This window comes from Nonomuraea gerenzanensis, assembly GCF_020215645.1.
GTDB classification, from domain to species: domain Bacteria; phylum Actinomycetota; class Actinomycetes; order Streptosporangiales; family Streptosporangiaceae; genus Nonomuraea; species Nonomuraea gerenzanensis.
Window position 1 is genome coordinate 4631774 of sequence record NZ_CP084058.1, and the last position, 17951, is coordinate 4649724.

Consider the following 17951-nt stretch of genomic DNA (forward strand, 5'->3'; position numbering starts at 1 on the left):
CCTTCCCTCGACGTGTTCGCCCCCTTTGGTGACACTTTTCATGAGTGGGGGAGGGGCCATGCCACTGGACGCGCAGCTCCTTGAGGTGCCCGAAGGGCTCCTGGCGATCGTCGGGGGCATCGCGGGCGTTCTCACGCTGATCTTCGAGGTCGCGTTGTTCACGCGCCAGGAGCACGCGCTGTTCCGGCGGGTCACCGGCGGTATCGAGCTCGTGGCCGGGCTGGCCATGGTCGCGGGTGGCGTGGCCTGGCAGCTCACCCTGGGCCTGCCGCCCCGCTGGGATCACTGGCCCGCCTACCTCGCACTCGCCGGAGTCGCGTTCGTCGTGCGGGGCTTCGTCAGGGTCAGGACGGCGGGCGTCGGCCGTGCAGCAGACGACGTCCACGCGCTGGCGGGGCGCATCGAGGAGGAGGTCTGGCTCTTTCCTCCCGATCGGCTGACGCCGGATTCGTACGTGCCGCTGGACCTGCGCCGCCCTCCGTACGGCCGTTACCCGCGCCCGCGCGACAGGGAGGCCGTCGCGGAGCTGACCCGCTGGCTCAGGAGCACCAGGAAGAAGCCCTGCGTGCTGTACGGCGAGTCCGGCTCAGGCAAGTCGGTGGTCCTGCGCAGGCTCGCCAGGGACCTGGCCGCCCGCGCCCAGCGGCGGCGACGGCCCTCCCTCATGGCCGTCTACGTGGACCTGGAGGCGATGCCGCCCAGGCAGGAGGGAGATCAGCGGTCGGACGAGGAGCTGCTGCGTGACCACATCCGCACCCAGGTGGGCGGGCACGACCCCGAGATGCTCAGGCGGCTGGACCGGATCTTCTCCGGCGGCTACGACTCCGTCGTCTGGGCCTTCCTGTTCGACGGCTTCGACGACTTCGTCTCCGCCGCGCAGTCGGCGACCAAGGAAGACACGGCGCAACGATGGCTGCAGGCCGTCAAACGGCTGAAGGACGGCTCGGAGACGTTCCGCGTCGTCGTGGCGAGCAGGGACCGGCTGGTCGCCCGCCACCTGGGCTGGCCCGTCCTGGCGTTGTCACCTCTGACGCTCGCCCGCCAGGTCGCCTTCGCCAGGGAGCTGGGCCAGGAAGGGGTGGGCGGGCTGCTGAAGAGCATGAACGCCGACGACGAGCTGCGGCCGGTCGTGACCCTGCCGCTCCTGCTCAACCTCCTGCTGCTGCACCTGCGAGACGAGGGCGGCGCCGACGGCGAGCTGCGCCGGGACGCGCTCGTGGAGGCGGCCGTGCTGCAACGGCTCGGCCATCTGGACAGCGCCCGGCGGGAGGCGGCGCTGCGTGCCGGACAGGACGCGGCCTACCCGTACCCGCCGGCCGCCGTGACCGTCCCCGGCCCCGACGCGCCGCTGAACGAGCTCGTCAAGGCGAACATCGCACGGTGGCGGAACGACCGGCTCGAATGCGTCAGCAAGATCCTGGAGGACTACTTCGTCACGGGCTGGATCATCCGCGCGGGCCGCGTGACCGACGCCCGGCGGTTGTTCCAGGACGGCCGCCACCTCGGGGCGCTGACCGCCGTGTTGCGACGCGCGGGCGACGACCCCGTCGATCCCCTCCGGCGGGACGTCATCTCGGCGGCCACGACGCTGTTACAGGAGGTCGTCGAGACGGCAGGGCCCATCGAGGACTACCGGGCGCACCTGAGCAGGGAGCCCAGGGAGCCGTTCCCGCCGCGCGAGCGCACCTTCGCCTGGCCGCCGGTGGCCCTCGGCGTCTTCCACGTGATCCTGGACTCCGGCATCGCGCTGCACGACACCGAGCTGCGCCCGATCCGCGAGGCCGCCGCCCGCATGGTCGTGGCCGCGTTCGCCAGCGGCGCCGGTCTCGACCAGCGCTACGCCCTGGCACTCCTGCCGCTGCTGGACGTGGACGTCGCCCTGTGGGCGGTGCTCAGGTCCGGCGCCGCCGACAGCGCGGTACGCGGCGGGCCGTACGAGTTGCTCGCCATTGGCGCGAAGGTCTACGAGAGGCTCACGATCCCTCAGCGGCTCGTCGCGCTCGCCAAGGCGATGCGAACCGGCCGGCTCGTGGAGCGCGCACTGACGGGGAGGAGACGTCCGGGGATCGCGGCGGTCATCCGGTCGGTGATCCGCACGTTGCAGCTCTTCGGCGTCGCGTTGTTCCTGGTCTTCCTGCTCCAGGTCGTCGAGCTGGCCATCACGGGGGACCCCGTGGCGGCGCTGGTCGAGTTCGTGGTGGTCCTGCTGCCCGTCGCCTGGTTCCTGCTCTCCTCGGTGGGCCTTCTCGGCCGGCCGCCGATCTTCTCGACGTTCCTGCTCGCCTTCCTGGCGGCCGTGTTCGCGGCCGGCGGGCTCTGGCGCGCCGCGGTGGCCCTGGCCTCCCTCGACCCCGTCACCATCTTGGGCGGCCTGGTGGGAGTGGCCTTCGTGACGTGGCCGTTCGCGCGGGTGATAGACGTGATCATGTTTCCTGAGCAGCGTGCCTGGCACGACGTCGTCCTGCCCCAGATCCGGGTGCTCAGGGAGGCGCACACCAGGCTCGTGCGCCAGGGGCTGCGCCAGCGCTACGAGCAGCTTCAGCTGCTGATCAGGGCAGGCAGACCGCTCAAGGGCACCTTCCCGCTGTTCGTCTTCCTGATCTTCGCCGGCGTCTCCCTGCTGGACCTGCCCGGGGTCGAAGGCGAGGCGGAGACGGAGCAGAAGCTGCCGATCCTCGGCTGGGTCCTGGGCGCGGCCTGCGCGGTGAGATACGGCTCAGCCGCGTTGCGCGTGCTCGCCGAGCGCCGTGACATGCGCAGGCATCTGTCGCGGGGGGCCTTCGACCGGGACGAGGTGCTGGCTCACCTGCACCGTCTCACCAGTCACGAGCGCACCGCGCGTTTCCTCAAGAACCTGTGCGCCTGCCCGCCCGAGCAGTTGAGCGGGGTCGTCAGCGTCCTCGTCGATCTCGACCGGACCTTCGACCAGGTCATCAGACTGGTACCGGCGGGGACGACGAGGCGGGTGCCGCCGGCGGTGTGGGAGGTCGGGCTCGACTTCGACACGCCCGGATTCCGGGCCTGGCTGGTGTCCTACGACGCGGCGCATCCAGGACGGCTGAGCTGGATGGTCAGCGATCCCGGGCGCATCTTCCCGGTCAGCGCGTGCCTCAGGCGCCTCGGGGTCAACCGCGTGGCCATTCCCCGCGACTGACATATACCGATAAAGTGCCGAACATGGAGTTCAGGAGCTCACGCTGGTACGCAGGAAACGACCGGAACTCCTACATCCACCGGGCCTGGATGCGGCGCGGCCTGCCGTCCGAGGCGTTCGAGGGCGGCAAGCCGCACATCGCCATCGCCAACACCGCCTCCGACCTCACCCCCTGCAACTCCCACCTGAACGAGGTGGCCCAGAGCGTCATGCACGGCGTGTGGGAGGCGGGCGGCGTGCCGCTGAACCTGCCGGTGGTCTCCCTCGGCGAGACGAACGTGCGCCCCACCGCCATGCTCTGGCGCAACCTGGCGGCCATGGCCACCGAGGAGATGCTGCGCGCCAACCCCATCGACGGCGTGGTGCTGCTCGGCGGCTGCGACAAGACGATCCCGTCGCTGCTCATGGCCGCCTCCTCGGTGGACCTGCCCGCCGTCGTGGTGCCGGGCGGGCCGATGCTGACCGGGCACTTCCGCGGCGCGCCGCTCGGGTGCGGCACCGACGTGTGGCGGCTCAGCGAGGAGGTACGCGCGGGGACACTGTCCAACGAGGCGTTCCTGCGGTCGGAGTCGTCCATGATCCGCAGCCGGGGCCACTGCAACACGATGGGCACCGCGTCCACCATGGCCTGCATGGCCGAGGCGCTCGGCATGACGCTGCCCGGCACCGCGGGCACCCCCGCCCCCGACAGCCGCCTGCTCGAACGCTCGCACGAGAGCGGACGCCTGGCCGTCGAGCTGGTCCGGCAGGGCCGCCGCCCCAGCCACGTCATGACAAGGGGCTCCTTCCTCAACGCCATCGTCACCCTGGCCGCCGTCGGCGGCTCCACCAACGCCGTCGTGCACCTGCTGGCCATCGCCGGGCGGCTGGGCGTGGAGCTGAGCCTGGACGACTTCGACCGCACGGGCTCCGGCGTGCCCTTGCTGGTGGACCTGCAGCCGGCCGGCCGCCACCTCATGGACGACCTGTTCAGGGCCGGCGGGCTGGCCGCCGTGCTGAAGGAGGTCGAGGACCTGCTCGACCCCGGCGCGATCACCGTCACCGGCCGCCCCCTCGTCGAACACCTCGACGGGGCCGAGATCTGGGACGAGGACGTCATCAGGCGCCGCTCGAACCCGCTGCTGCCCGACGCGGGCATCGCCGTGCTGCGCGGCAACCTGGCCCCCTCCGGCGCGGTGATCAAACCCGCCGCCGCCTCGCCCGAGCTGCTGCGCCACCGCGGCCGCGCCGTCGTCTTCGACAGCGTCGAGGACGTGCACGCCCGGCTCGACTCGCCTGACCTCGACGTGGACGAGACCTCGGTGCTGGTCCTGCGCGGCTGCGGGCCCAAGGGCTACCCCGGCATGCCGGAGGTCGGCAACCTGCCGCTGCCCGCCAAGCTGCTGGAGAAGGGCGTGCGCGACATGGTACGCATCAGCGACGCCCGCATGAGCGGCACCGCGTACGGCACGGTCGTGCTGCACACCGCGCCCGAGGCGGCGGCCGGCGGGCCGCTGGCCAGGGTGCGCACCGGCGACCCGATCGTGCTCGACGTGGCCGCCCGCCGCCTCGACGTGGACGTCCCCGACGCCGAGCTGAACGCGCGCGAGCCCGTCATGACCGGGCACGCCAGGCCCGTACGCGGCTGGGAGCGCCTCTACGTCGAGCACGTGCTGCAGGCAGACCGCGGGGTGGACCTCGACTTCCTCACCGGATCGAGCGGCGACCACGTCGGCCGCGAATCGCACTGAACCGATAAAACTCCGCTCCGCCATGCGCGGAATCAACGGCGGGGGGTAAGCAGTTACGGGACGATGGGACCAGGCATGATCGGCTTGGCGACGCGAGGAGGAAGCGTGAACGGCGACATCACCCAGAGCCAGGAGTGGGCGGCACTGGGCAAGCACCACGAAGAGCTGGCGGGCAGGAGCCTGCGTGAGCTGTTCGCGGAGGACCCGGGCCGGGCCGAGCGCATGACGGTGACCGCCGGCGACCTCTACCTCGACTACGCCAAGCACCGCGCCACGCAGGAGACGATCGGCCTGCTCACCGCCCTGGCCGAGCGCGCGGGGCTGCGCGAGCGCATCCAGGCCATGTTCTCCGGCGAGCACATCAACGTCAGCGAGGACCGCGCCGTCCTGCACGTGGCGCTGCGCCTGCCGCGCGAGGCCGAGCTGGTCGTCGACGGCCAGGACGTCGTGGCCGACGTGCACGCCGTGCTCGACAAGATGAGCGCGTTCGCCGATCGCGTCCGGTCCAAGGAGTGGAAGGGCGCCACCGGCAAGCCGATCGAGACCGTCGTCAACATCGGCATCGGCGGCTCCGACCTCGGCCCCGCCATGGCCTACGAGGCGCTGCGCGACTACGCCGACGCCGGCATCGCCGCCAGGTTCGTCTCCAACATCGACCCGGCCGACATCACCGGCAACCTCGCCGGCCTCGACCCCGCGACCACGCTCTTCGTGGTCAGCTCCAAGACCTTCACCACGCTGGAGACGCTCACCAACGCCAGGGTCGCGCGCCGCTGGCTGGTCGACGCGCTCGGCGAGGACGCGGTGGCCAAGCACTTCGTGGCGGTCTCCACCAACGCCGCCAAGGTCGCCGAGTTCGGCATCGACACCGACAACATGTTCGGCTTCTGGGACTGGGTGGGCGGCCGCTACTCCTTCGACGGCGCCATCGGGCTGTCCCTGATGCTCGCCGTCGGGCCCGAGCGCTTCCGCGAGATGCTGGCCGGCTTCCACGCCGTCGACGAGCACTTCCGCACGGCCCCGTTCGAGGCCAACATGCCGGTGCTGATGGCCTTGCTCGGCATCTGGTACACCGACTTCTTCGGTGCCGAGACCCGCGCCGTGCTGCCCTACAGCCAGCGGCTGCACCGCTTCCCCGCCTACCTGCAGCAGCTCACGATGGAGTCCAACGGCAAGTCCGTACGCGCCGACGGCACCCCCGTCACGGCCAAGACCGGCGAGATCTTCTGGGGCGAGCCGGGCACCAACGGGCAGCACGCCTTCTACCAGCTCCTCCACCAGGGCACCCGGCTCGTGCCGGCCGACTTCATCGGCTTCGCCGAGCCCCACGAGGATCGCGAGGGCATGCACGACCAGCTCGTCGCCAACCTCTTCGCGCAGACCACGGCGCTGGCGTTCGGCAAGACCGCCGAGGAGATCGCCGCCGAGGGCACCGCGCCCGAGATCGTGCCGCACAAGGTGATGCCGGGCAACCGCCCCACCTCCACGATCCTGGCGCCCCGGCTCACCCCGTCCACGCTGGGCCAGCTCGTCGCGCTCTACGAGCACATCGTGTTCGTCGAGGGCACGATCTGGGGCGTCGACTCCTTCGACCAGTGGGGCGTCGAGCTGGGCAAGAAGATGGCGCTCGACCTGGCGCCCGCGCTCACCTCCGAGGAGCCGCCGAGCACGTTCCCCGACACCTCGACGGAGCAACTGATCCGCAAGTACCGGGAGCTGCGCGGAAGGCGTGTCTGAGATGGCGCGGGCGGGCGCGCTGGTCCTGTTCGGCGTCACGGGCGACCTCGCCCGCAAGATGCTGCTGCCGGCGCTCTACCACCTGACGGCCGACAACCGGCTCGACCTGCCGATCATCGGCGTGGCCAAGACCGACCTCGACCTCGACGGGCTGCGCGAGCACGCGCGCGAGGCCTGCGGCGGCGTGCGCGACGCGGCGTTCGAGAAGCTGGCGGGCAACCTGCGGCTGGTGGCGGGCGACTACCGCGACCCCAGCACGTTCGAGCGGCTGCGTGAGGAGAGCGCGGGGCTGGGCTTCCTCGTGCACTACCTCGCGGTGCCGCCGGCGCTGTTCTCCGCGGTCGCCGAGGGGCTGGCCGGGGTCGGCCTCAACCGTGACGCGCGGCTCGTGGTGGAGAAGCCGTTCGGCCACGACCTCGACTCGGCCCGCGAGCTCAACACCGAGCTGCTGCGCTACTTCGACGAGGACCACCTGCGCCGGGTCGACCACTTCCTGGGCAAGGAGCCGGTCGAGGACCTCATGGTGTTCCGGTTCGCCAACACGCTGCTGGAGCCCATCTGGAACCGCTCGCACATCCGCAGCGTGCAGATCACCATGGCCGAGGACTTCGACGTACGCGACCGCGGCGCCTTCTACGACGCCAACGGCACCGTGCGCGACGTCGTGCAGAACCACCTGCTGCAGCTCCTGGCCATCCTCGCGATGGACCCGCCGCCGTCCACCGACGCGCGGGCCCAGCTCGACGAGAAGTGGCGGGTGCTGCGCGCGGTCCAGGCCCTCGACCCCGCCGACGTCGTACGCGGCCAGTACACCGGCTACCTCGACACCGACGGGGTCCGCCCCGGCTCCACCACCGAGACCTACGTCGCGCTGCGGGCCTACATCGACAACTGGCGCTGGGCCGGGGTGCCGTGGTGCATCCGCTCCGGCAAGGCCCTGCCGACCACCGACCTGGAGGTCGTCGCCGAGCTGCGCCGGCCGCCGGTGACCATGTTCGGCACCGGGGGCGCGCCCGAGAGCCCCAACCTCATCCGGTTCCGGCTGCAGCCCGACGCCGGGGTGACGTTCGACCTGCTGGCCAAGGAGCCGGGCAAGCAGCACGCCAGGCCGGTGCCGGTCAGCGTCGACTTCACCAAGGTGCTCGGGCCGATGGAGGCCGCCTACGAGCGCATCGTGGCCGATGCGGTCAGCGGTGATCCGCGGCGGTTCGCCAGGTTCGACCTGGTGGAGGAGTCGTGGCGGATCGTCCAGCCGGTGCTCGACCTGAAGGAGCAGCCGCTGCCGTACGAGAAGGGCTCCTGGGGGCCGAAGCCGGCGGAGGGCATCGCGCCGGGCGGATGGCACGAGATCTCCACCACCTTCGACTGATCGGCGCAGGGGGTTCGACGCGGAGGCGTCCCGGGGCGACGATGGGGAGATGGACATCATGGAACTGGTGGAACAGTCGAAGGACGCCGCGACCGTCAAGCGCGTCTTCGGCGAGCCGATCCAGCATGGCGACATCGTCGTCATCCCCGTCGCCAGAGTCGCCCAAGGGGGCGGCGGAGGCCAGGGCCAGGGCAAGGGCGAGAAGGGTGAGGAGGGAGGAGGCAGCGGCGGCGGTTTCGGCTTCGGCGCGACGCCGGCGGGCGTGTACGTGCTCAAGAACGGCGACGCCCTGTGGCGGCCCGCCGTCGACGTCAACCGCATCGTCATCGGAGGTCAGCTCGTGGCGGTCGTGCTGCTGCTGACCCTGCGGACGATCTTCAAGAAGTGGCGCCGCAGGCGCTGACGCACCCGTGCTGATCGATCTGCTCCATGACGCCGAGCTGCCCGGCCACGACTTCCTGGCCCCCGGCTCCAACCTGCCGGTGCGGCTGGCCAGGCTGGGCGGCTCGGCCACGCTCGTCCGCTTCCCGCCCGGCTGGGTGCGGCCGGAGCGCGGCCACTACCTGGCCGGGGAGGAGTTCGTGGTGCTGTGGGGTGAGCTGCACGTCTCGGGCATCACGTACCTGGCGGGGCAGCACGGCTGGCTGCCCGCCGGCGCGCTGCGCCACTCGGGTGCCGCCCCGCACGGCGCGCTGGCGTTCACCTCCTTCTCCGGCCAGGCCACCTGGGTACGCGGCGACCGCGACGTGCCCGACGGCCCGGTGCAGCGCACGCCTCTGGAGAGCGTCGTCATCCCGCGCGGCGGCCTGCCGCTCACCCCGCACTCCGCCCTGCTCGACACCCCGATCCCGCTCGACTGCTCGGCCGAGGTGATCACGGTGCCGACTTGGACGTGGGAGCGGTCCGCCTTGATCCCGGAGGGCCGGGTGCTCGTAAGGTGGACCCCATGACATCTGTTGCGCAGATTGCGGCTTTCGGTGGAGTTGTCATGCTCGGTGCGATGTCGCCCGGCCCGGACTTCGCGGTGGTGGTACGCCGCTCGGCCGTCTCGGGGCGCGGGCACGGCATGGCGGCCGCGGCGGGCATCGCGGTGGGCGTGTTCGCCTGGGTGGTGGCCGCCGCCACCGGGGTCGCGGCGCTGCTGGCCGCCTCGGCCGTGGCGTTCACCGTGGTGAAGGTGGTGGGGGCCGCGTACCTGCTCTATCTGGGGATCAGGTCGCTGCGGGCGGCCTGGCGCGGCGGCGGCGCGCTGAAGCTCGACGTGCCCGACCCGGGCGGGCGCGGCTCGTGGGCGGCGTTCACCGAGGGCCTGCTGACGAACGTGCTCAACCCGAAGGCGGCGCTGTTCTTCGTGGCCCTGGTGCCGCAGTTCCTCGGCTCGGGGGTGTCGGTGCTGGCGTTGTCGGGGGTGGCGCTGGCGGGGACGGTCGCGTGGTTCCTGGTGGTGGCGAACGTGGTGGGCACCCTTCGCAAGGTGTTCGCCAAGCCGGCCGTCCGCCGGGCGGTGGACGGCCTGACGGGCGCCGCCCTGATCGGCCTCGGCGTCAAACTGGCCACCTCCACCCGCCCGTGACTATGCGACGGTGACTCCCAGGAGGTGCCCCAGGCCGTACGTGACGGTGGCCGCGCCCACGCCCAGGGCGAGCTGACGCAGCCCGCCCAGCCACCACGGCCGCGCGGTCATCACCGCCACGGCGGCCCCGAACCCGAACAACGCCACCACACTCAGCACCAGCGCCACCATCAGCCCGGACGCCCCGAACAGGAACGGCACCAGCGGCACCAGCGCCCCGGCGGCGAACGCCCCGAACGACGAGGCGGCGGCCACGTAAGGCGAGGGCAGGTCGTCCACGTCCACCCCGAGCTCCTCGCGCACATGCACCCGCAACGCCTGCTCCGGATCCGCCGACAACCCGGCCGCCACCCGCTCGGCCAGCTCGGGCTCCAGCCCCCGCGCCCGGTACAACGCCGCCAGCTCGGCCTGCTCACCCTCGGGGTTCCTGGCCAGCTCCCGCCGCTCGACGGCGATCTCGGCGCGCATCAGCTCGGTCTGCGACTTCACCGAGGTGTACTCACCGGCCGCCATGGAGCACGCGCCGGCGATCAACCCGGCGAACCCGGCCAGCACCGCCCCCTGACCCGCGCCCGCCGCACCGACGACGCCGGCGATCAGCGCGAAGTTGGAGACCAGTCCGTCCATCGCCCCGAACACCGCCGGTCGCAGCCAGCCGCCGGTGACGTCGCGGTGGGTGTGGTGGTGTTCAGGGGATTCGGGGCGGACAAGCTCGATGGTCATCAAATCCTCCACAAAGCTGCTCTCTTTCCTCAAATTTGGCATATGCGAACAGGGGTTCGCAACGAAGGGAAGGCTTGCCTGACCTGCAACAAGTTACTTGACGTGAAAATGAGTTCGCTGAAAGTAGCAGCCAGGGTCAAGTGATGGTGAGGTCGCCGCCTCACTCAACGTAAACAGGCGAACGCGCATGGTCGCGAGAGATTGTGGCGTGCGAAGGGCTGGTCGATCGCGCATCCGCCGTCCGACCGGGGAGCGCATCGAGTTTCGCCGGACGAGGGCGTTACGAGCTCGCCACAGCAGCCAAGGCAGGCGAGACGCTCACCCTGACCCAGCCGTTCCCCGTCTCCTTCGACCCCGCGATCCTGACCGGCCGCCGCCGCAGAGCCTGAGCGGCGGCCGAAAGGTCAGGCGTGGGCTGGAGCCGTGACGGCCGGGGCCTCCGTGGCCTGCTCGCCACGGATCAGGGCGTCGCACTCCGCGATCGTCTCCTCCAGCAGCCTGCGCAGCAGCGCGTCAGGATCGGCGATGCACGCCTGCACGATCCCCACCACCGCCAGCTGCACCGCGTTCGGCGCCGCGTACCGGCGGAAGCCCTTCTCGGTGATCCGGGCGGCCCGGCTGAAGCGCCTGGCCTGCTCGGCCGCGTGCGGCACCTCCTCCATGGCCCGCCGGCTGCGCTCGCTCAGCCGCCCGGACGGGGCGCCGTCGAGGCGGGCGAGCATCTCCTCGGCCGCCAGCACCGACACCGCGAGCGCGAGCTGGCGCTCGGCCGCCGCCACCGGCAGGGCGGTGGTGGCGCACCGTAGCGCGATGTGCGCGTCCACGCGCAGGTCGTCGCTGGACAGCCCGATGATGGAGGGCACCAGCCGCACCAGCTTGGCCCGGCTCTCGTCGCCGGTGTTGTCGTTGACCAGGCGGGCGAGTGCGGCCAGCAACGGGTGCGTGCAGGCCGGGTGGTCGCTCCAGCGCTCTCCGGCCAGGTAGGAGGCCAGCTCCATGAAACACGCGCCACGCTTCGGGTTGCGATGCCTGCCGCGGGATAGGACCGGCATGTGATCAAGGTGATTGTCCACGGGTGCTCCACTGCTTTACGCGATCGCCGTCGCTCCAGCGCCGTCCATCCAGTCTGCGCCGGACTCCGGCTCAATGCCAGTGATGCGGAGTGTTCTTGATGAAGGTTCCCGCTACCCGCCCGGGTCACACTCACACCCGCACGAAGACCGCCACCGTGCGGGCCGGGACGGTCAGCGTGCCCGTGGCGGCGTCGAAGGACGACGTCCGCACGACCGGGTCGGCCGAGCCCGCCTGTACGGGATGCAGCGCCACCCGCTGCCCCGCCAGCGCCGGCATCGCCTGCGTGTGCTGCGTCGGGGTGGCGTTGAAGACGACCGTGACCGACTTCCAGCGCGGGTCCAGCCCCTCGGTGTCCACGTGCATGGCGATCACCCCCTCCGCCGAGGCCGGGAACGACAGCCGCCGCTGCACCTCCGCCAGCGACCCCAGCGCGAACGCCGGTGACGACGCCCGGATCCGCAGCAGCTCGCCGTACCGGGAGCGGGCGGCGCCGATGTCCGCGCAGCCCGGCCGCAGCGCCGGGTCGGCGAGCAGCGGGCGGGCGTAGGGCCACTTGCTCTCGTTGCCGGCCCGGGGCGGCAGGCCCGCGCCGAAGCCGTTGCCCTGCGCGCAGTCCCACAGCAGCCGGTTGAACCAGTCGCCCGAGTCGTAGGAGTTGCGGTCGAGCGACTTCGAGCGCAGCCGTTCGGTGCCCGCGTGCACGAACGTCGTCCCCTGCGCCAGCACGGCCGTGGCCAGCGACAACGCCTGCATGCGGACCCGGTCCGCCATCGGGGTGTCCTGCGGCAGCTTGTAGGCCAGCGCGTCGAACAGCGTCTCGTTGTCGTGCGCGTCCACGTACGTCACGGCCTCGCCCGGCGCGGCGGTGTAGCCGGCCGGCGAGCCGTTGTAGTCGACCTCGGAGCCCTTCACGCCGGACGGCAGCACGTAGTCGCGCAGGCTCCCCGTCAGCCCGACCCTGATCAGGTCGGCGTAGTGGGCCAGACGCGCCCGCTGCTGCTCGGCCGTCCCGTTGGCCGGGGAGCCGTTGGGCGCGCCCGCCAGGCCGGAACCGAAGCCCTGCACGCGCGGATCGGCGTCGAACGGGGTGCCGCCGCGCACCGCGTCACGCAGCCGGTCGGTGAACGTGCCGATGCCGGTGCCGGCCAGGTTCGCCTGCGTGGCCTGCTCGAAGCGGGCGCCGTCGGCCACCTCGCCGAAGTTCCAGCCCTCGCCGTACAGGATGATCGACGTGCCGTCCACGCCGTCGCGGTCCGGGGTCAGCTCGTCGAGGGCCTGGCGGACGGCGAGCAGGTTCGCCTTCGGGTGGTGCCCCATGAGGTCGAAGCGGAAGCCGTCGATCTTGTACTGCTTCGCCCACGTGACGATCGAGTCCACCACGAGCTTGCCCATCATCAGGTGCTCCGGCGCGGTGTTGGCGCAGCAGGTGGAGGTGGCCACGGTGCCGTCGTCGAGCAGCCGGTGGTAGTAGCCGGGCACGATCGGGTCGAGCACGCCGGTGGAGTGCGTGTGGTTGTAGACCACGTCCATGACCACGCGCAGCCCCGCCCCGTTGAGCCCGGCGACCATGCCGCGGAACTGCTTGATCCGCTCGTCCGGCCGGGTGGCGTACGAGCCCTCCGGCACCGTGTAGTGCAGCGGGTCGTACCCCCAGTTGAAGGAGTCCTTCGCGGCGGTGCGCGCCACGCACTCCTGCTGCAGCTCCGAGTCGGGCGGCAGCGCGGCCAGGTCGCAGGACGGCTCCGTCCGGTCGGCCGCCCGCTCCGGCACCGTCGCGAAGTCGAACGCGGGCAGCAGGTGCACGTGCGTCAGGCCGTCGGCCGCCAGCGCGCGCAGCTCCCGCATGCCGTGGCTGTCGTGCTGGAAGGCCGCGTACGTGCCGCGCAGCGCGGCGGGCACGGTGGCGTCGGAGGCGGAGAAGTCGCGCACGTGCAGCTCGTAGATCGCGGCCCGGTCCTGCGGCACCGGGGCGGGCTTGGCCAGCCGGTCCCAGCCCGGCGGCTTGTGGGCGGCGGCGTCGAGGCTGACGAGCCTGCTGCGCTCCCCGTCCGGGGTGACGTCCAGGCCGTAGGGGTCGGTGACCTCGTTCGTGACGATCCCGCCCGCCGTGGGGGAGTGGACGGTGACCAGGTACGTGTACGCGCGGCCGTACCAGGCCGGCAGCCCGCGTACCGACCACACGCCGGTCTCGTCGTCGCGCCGCATCGGGTGCACGGTGCGCCCGCCGGAGCCGTACAGGGCCAGCTCGACCTTCCGGGCGGTCGGCGCCCACAGCGCCAGCCTCGGGACGCCCCGCCCGGACGGGCCCAGCGTGGCGGTGGCGGCCTTGGCGTACAGGTCGTCCAGCACCCCGGGGAGCTGCACGCCGGTCGCGGTCAGCAGCGTGCCGGCGGCGTCCCGCGCCACGGCCACGACCTGGCCGCGCAGCGCCTCGCGGACGAGATCGGTGTCGCGCGGGTCCACCTTCAGCGCCTGGTGGGCGGCCAGGTGCGGCCACCGGCGCCGCTGCTCCTCGCTCAGCGCGCCGGGCACGAGCCGGATGAGCCGCAGGTCGCCGGTCAGGTCGCCGCCGTCGTAGGCGAGGTCGCCGCCGGGGCTGAAGGCCAGGAAGTGTCTTGGCGACGGGTCGGTGCGCCAGGCCACCGTGTCGCGGTCGATCCAGTGCGCCCTGGCCCTGCTCAGGTCGGCGTCCGCGGCTGTGGCGGCGGGCTGCGGCAGCAGCAGCCCCTCCGTGCCGGCCAGGCGCCAGACCTCGTGGCCCGACGCGGACACGTCGAGCGACTGGTCGCCGGGCAGATCCTTGTCGTCGCCCCGGTGGATGATGTAACTCAGGCTCTTCGCCCCCTCGGCGAGCGGCACCTCGAACACGGCCCCGAATCCGTCGGCGTGCGCCGGCGGCAGCGGTGAGGCCCAGTCGGTGGGCGCGGCGGCCCCTCCCACACGTGCAGCCCCCAGTCGTCATGGTTCCCGTCCGGGCGGCGGTAATGCGGGACGACCCTGTTCAGTGCGGCGGGGGGAAGTGCTGGTCCGCGCCACCACAGCCTCCACAGTGTCGGTGTCGGTGTCGGTGTCGAGGGCGTTGCCCGGAAGTTACCCACCCCGCCCGATCTTTGCAACCCTTTCAGGAAATTACTGAAATGAGGCAAACCCCATCCTGGCGCGCACGGTAGCTGACGTGGCGCGGTCCAGGGTTCACAATGAGGCGCGGCCTCCGCGCAGACCGCTGTGACCAGCACAAACGCCGAAAAGTGCGGGGATCCCGGCAAGAAAGGGCTGATGTAACAACTTGCAGAATCCTTGCGCCGCCATCTGGAGATCGGCGTCACGTCGGCGTAACCTCCGGCTTACTCCGACCTCAGACCCGAGCTGTGAGGAGAAGGACATGCGACGACTCTTACCGTCCGCAGCGGCCGTTGCGGCGTGCGTCCTGGTGGTTTCCGCCTGTGGCGGCGGCGGTGGTGCGCCCGCCGCTCCGCCCGCGCAGGTCAGCGATCCGTCGAAGGTGAGCGGCGAGGTGACCTGGTGGGACACGACCCGGCCTGACAGCGAAGGGCCGACGTTCCAGGCGCTGATCAAGGAGTTCGAGGCCAAGTACCCGCAGGTCAAGGTCAAATATGTGAACGTGCCCTCGGACCAGGCGCAGAACCAGTTCCAGACGGCCGCGCAGGCCGGGACCGGCGCGCCGGACGTGATCCGTTCCGAGGTGGCGTGGACGTCGCAGTTCGCGTCGCTGGGCTATCTGCAGCCGCTCGACGGCTCCCGGGCCGTGGACCAGGCCGAGGACTTCCTGCCCGGACCGCTGAGCAGCACGAAGTACGACGGCAAGACCTACGCGGTGCCGCAGGTCACCGACACGCTCGCGCTGATCTACAACAAGCGCCTGCTGAAGGAGGCCGGGCACGAGGAGCCGCCCAGGACCATCGCCGAGCTGAAGCAGACCGCGCTCGACGTCAAGGCCAAGACCGACGCCGAAGGGCTGGCGCTCAACGTCGACGCCTACTTCCTGCTCCCCTTCATGTACGGCGAGGGCGGCGACCTGCTCGACGTCACCAGCAAGAAGATCGTCGTCAACTCCCCGGCGAACGTGAAGGCCATGGAGACCGTCGTCGACCTGATGAGCTCCGGCGCCGCGCCCAAGCCCGCCATCACCGACAGCTACGCCAACGCCATGACCGCCCTGAAGGAGGGCAAGGTCGCGATGATCTACAACGGGCCGTGGGCGCTGTCGGAGATCTACCAGGGCAAGGAGTTCCAGGACAAGGCGAACCTGGGCATCGCCCCGGTCCCGGCCGGCTCGGTCAAGGCGGCGGCCCCCACGGGCGGCTGGAACCTGGCCATCTACGCCGGCTCGAAGAACATCCCGGCCGCGTACGAGTTCGTCCGCTTCATGACCACGGCCGAGGCCCAGGCGAAGATCGCCAAGGAGATCAGCCTGCTGCCCACCCGCACCTCCGCCTATTCCAACCCCGACGTGCAGGGCAACGCGGACGTGGCGGTGTTCAAGCCGATCATGGACACCGCGGTGCCGCGCCCGTGGATCCCGGAGGGCGGGCAGCTCTTCCAGCCGCTGCTGGAGGGCTATCAGGGGCTGGTCAACGGCAAGCTTACGCCCGCGCCCATGCTGCAGAAGGTCGAGGAGGACTATCGCGCGATCATGAAGGACTGGAGCTGACCGGTGGCGGTCTCCACCGGAAAGGCGACGGCCGCGGGCGGCCCGGCCCGCGGCCGGAGCGATCGGCGCGGCCGTCGCCGCGAGCGGCCCGGCCCGCTGCGGCGCTCCCTCGGCACCCACTGGTACGCCTGGGCGATGGTCGCGCCCGTCATCGCGGTGATGCTGGTGCTGATCGGCTGGCCGCTGGCGCGCGGCGTCTACCTGTCGCTGACGGACGCGACCGAGGCCAACATCGGCCGCACCATCGGCGTGAACGTCATCCCGGCCACCTACGAGTTCGTCGGCCTGGAGAACTACGTCCGCATCCTGACCAGCGCCGTGTTCTGGGACAAGCTGGTGTGGACCGTGATCTGGACGGTGGTCTGCGTCGCGCTGCACTACGGCATCGGCCTGGGCCTGGCCGTGATGCTCAACCGCCGGATGCGCTTCCGCTCGGTCTACCGGGTGCTGCTCATCCTGCCGTGGGCCGTGCCCGCGTTCGTGGCCGCCTTCATCTGGCGCTACCTCTACAACAGCGACTACGGCGTGATCAACGGCTTCCTCAAGCTGGCCGGGCTGGACGGCGTCGGCTGGCTGGACGACCCCACCACGGCGAAGATCGCGGTGATCGCCGTGAACGTGTGGCTGGGCGTGCCGTTCATGATGGTCGCCCTGCTCGGCGGGCTGCAGTCGATCCCGGCCGACCTGTACGAGGCGGCGGAGGTGGACGGGGCGAGCGCCTGGCAGCGGTTCAGGGCGATCACGCTGCCCGGCCTGCGGCAGGTCTCGACCACGGTCGTGCTGCTGGGCACGATCTGGACGTTCAACATGTTCCCCATCATCTTCCTGGTCACGCGGGGCGGGCCGGGCAGTGAGACGGAGATCCTGGTCACCTACGCCTTCCGCGAGGCGTTCACCGGAATCCGTGACTACTCGGGCTCGGCGGCCTGGGGTGTGATCATCCTGGTCATGCTGGTCGTGCTGGCCGTCGGGTACCGCCGTACCCTGCGCAATCAAGGAGATCCGTGGTGAGCACCCGCAAGCGCGGCGAGCGCGGCCCGCTGGCCTCCATCGGCCTGCACGCGGGGCTGCTGCTGGCCGTCGGCGTCTCGCTGTTCCCCGTCGTGTGGCTGGTGCTGACCTCGCTCAAGCCGCGCGACAGCTGGCTGTCGGCCGAGCTGCGCCTCTTCGACGACTCCTCGCTGGCCAACTACGGCCGGGTGCTGACCGGCACCGAGTTCCCGCGGTGGCTGCTGAACAGCGTGCTGGTCGCGGGGCTGACGATGGTGATCGGCGTGTTCCTGGCGGCCACCACCGGGTACGCGGTCAGCCGCTTCCGCTTCCCCGGCCACCGGTCGGTGATGTGGCTGCTGCTGGTCACCCAGATGTTCCCGGTGGCCATCCTCATCGTCCCGCTGTACAATCTGATGGCCGGGCTCGGGCTGCTGAACCAGATCCCGGGCCTGGTCATCGCGTACATGACGATCGCGGTGCCGTTCTGCGCCTGGATGATGAAGAGCTACTTCGACACCGTGCCGATCGAGATCGACCAGGCCGGGATGGTCGACGGCCTGACGCCGTTCGGCACGTTCTGGCGGGTGGTGCTGCCGCTGTCGCGGCCGGGCGTCGCGGTGACCGCGTTCTACTGCTTCATGACCGCCTGGGGCGAGGTCGGGTACGCCACGGTGTTCATGTCGCAGGAGGACAAGCGCACGCTGGGCGTGGGGCTGCAGCAGTTCGTCGGGCAGCACTGGTCCGACTGGGGGCTGATGACGGCCTCCGCGGTGCTCATCGCCATCCCGGCGGGCGTGGTGTTCCTGCTGGTCCAGCGGCATCTGATCACCGGGCTCACGGCCGGCGCGACGAAGGCCTGAGCCATTCTTCCTACTTTTGGGTAATCGAACAATCACTTTGCGTAATCGTGGTCGGCGCAGGATCCT

13 protein-coding genes are annotated in these 17951 nt (G+C 71.2%); 10 read left to right on the forward strand and 3 right to left on the reverse strand.

The features are described from left to right. The first annotated feature begins 58 nt into the window (after nucleotides 1–58). From LCN96_RS21900 to LCN96_RS21930, 7 genes are all read left to right on the forward strand, one after another. A complete protein-coding gene (locus LCN96_RS21900; protein ID WP_225274732.1) occupies nucleotides 59–3154 on the forward strand; it encodes an NACHT domain-containing protein in 3096 nt (1031 codons plus the stop codon). Between the two features lie 23 nt (nucleotides 3155–3177). Beyond that, on the forward strand, nucleotides 3178–4884 hold the full coding sequence (locus LCN96_RS21905) for an IlvD/Edd family dehydratase (RefSeq protein WP_225274733.1): 1707 nt from the start codon (nucleotides 3178–3180) through the stop codon (nucleotides 4882–4884). A gap of 75 nt (nucleotides 4885–4959) precedes the next feature. After that, nucleotides 4960–6621, forward strand: a complete 1662-nt coding sequence (gene pgi, locus LCN96_RS21910; RefSeq protein ID WP_225274734.1) for a glucose-6-phosphate isomerase — start codon at nucleotides 4960–4962, stop codon at nucleotides 6619–6621. A 1-nt stretch (nucleotide 6622) separates the two neighbouring features. Then, complete coding sequence (zwf, locus tag LCN96_RS21915) at nucleotides 6623–7990, forward strand: glucose-6-phosphate dehydrogenase (protein WP_225276028.1); 1368 nt, start codon at nucleotides 6623–6625, stop codon at nucleotides 7988–7990. A gap of 49 nt (nucleotides 7991–8039) precedes the next feature. After that, on the forward strand, nucleotides 8040–8393 hold the full coding sequence (locus LCN96_RS21920) for a GerW family sporulation protein (protein WP_225274735.1): 354 nt from the start codon (nucleotides 8040–8042) through the stop codon (nucleotides 8391–8393). A 7-nt stretch (nucleotides 8394–8400) separates the two neighbouring features. After that, a complete protein-coding gene (locus LCN96_RS21925) occupies nucleotides 8401–8940 on the forward strand; it encodes a cupin domain-containing protein (protein WP_225274736.1) in 540 nt (179 codons plus the stop codon). A 38-nt stretch (nucleotides 8941–8978) separates the two neighbouring features. Further along, nucleotides 8979–9563, forward strand: a complete 585-nt coding sequence (locus LCN96_RS21930; protein ID WP_225274737.1) for a LysE family translocator — start codon at nucleotides 8979–8981, stop codon at nucleotides 9561–9563. Here the strand turns inward: LCN96_RS21930 and LCN96_RS21935 are convergent, their stop codons facing one another. The 3 genes from LCN96_RS21935 to pulA all read right to left on the reverse strand — a co-directional run bounded on the left by LCN96_RS21935 (nucleotide 9564) and on the right by pulA (nucleotide 14300). Further along, the gene (locus LCN96_RS21935; protein WP_225274738.1) at nucleotides 9564–10286 is read right to left on the reverse strand and encodes a VIT1/CCC1 transporter family protein; all 723 of its coding nucleotides are present in this window, start codon (nucleotides 10284–10286) and stop codon (nucleotides 9564–9566) included. A gap of 404 nt (nucleotides 10287–10690) precedes the next feature. Next, nucleotides 10691–11338 (reverse strand): hypothetical protein, encoded by a 648-nt coding sequence (locus LCN96_RS21940; protein WP_225274739.1) that lies wholly within the window; start codon nucleotides 11336–11338, stop codon nucleotides 10691–10693. Between the two features lie 151 nt (nucleotides 11339–11489). Beyond that, nucleotides 11490–14300, reverse strand: coding sequence for a pullulanase-type alpha-1,6-glucosidase (pulA, locus tag LCN96_RS21945; RefSeq protein WP_225274740.1), 2811 nt, complete (start codon nucleotides 14298–14300; stop codon nucleotides 11490–11492). A 442-nt stretch (nucleotides 14301–14742) separates the two neighbouring features. Between pulA and LCN96_RS21950 the strand changes: the two genes are divergently transcribed. Genes LCN96_RS21950 through LCN96_RS21960 form a run of 3 tightly spaced genes read left to right on the forward strand, consistent with a single transcriptional unit; the run spans nucleotide 14743 to nucleotide 17885 of the window. Then, nucleotides 14743–16032, forward strand: a complete 1290-nt coding sequence (locus tag LCN96_RS21950; protein ID WP_225274741.1) for an extracellular solute-binding protein — start codon at nucleotides 14743–14745, stop codon at nucleotides 16030–16032. 3 nt (nucleotides 16033–16035) lie between these two features. After that, nucleotides 16036–17043, forward strand: a complete 1008-nt coding sequence (locus LCN96_RS21955) for a carbohydrate ABC transporter permease (protein WP_225274742.1) — start codon at nucleotides 16036–16038, stop codon at nucleotides 17041–17043. Continuing rightward, nucleotides 17040–17885 carry a sugar ABC transporter permease gene (locus LCN96_RS21960; protein ID WP_225274743.1) on the forward strand — a complete coding sequence of 282 codons (846 nt, stop codon included), beginning with the start codon at nucleotides 17040–17042 and terminating at the stop codon, nucleotides 17883–17885. The genes LCN96_RS21955 and LCN96_RS21960 overlap by 4 nt, the downstream gene beginning before the upstream one ends. The last annotated feature ends 66 nt before the right edge of the window (nucleotides 17886–17951 follow it).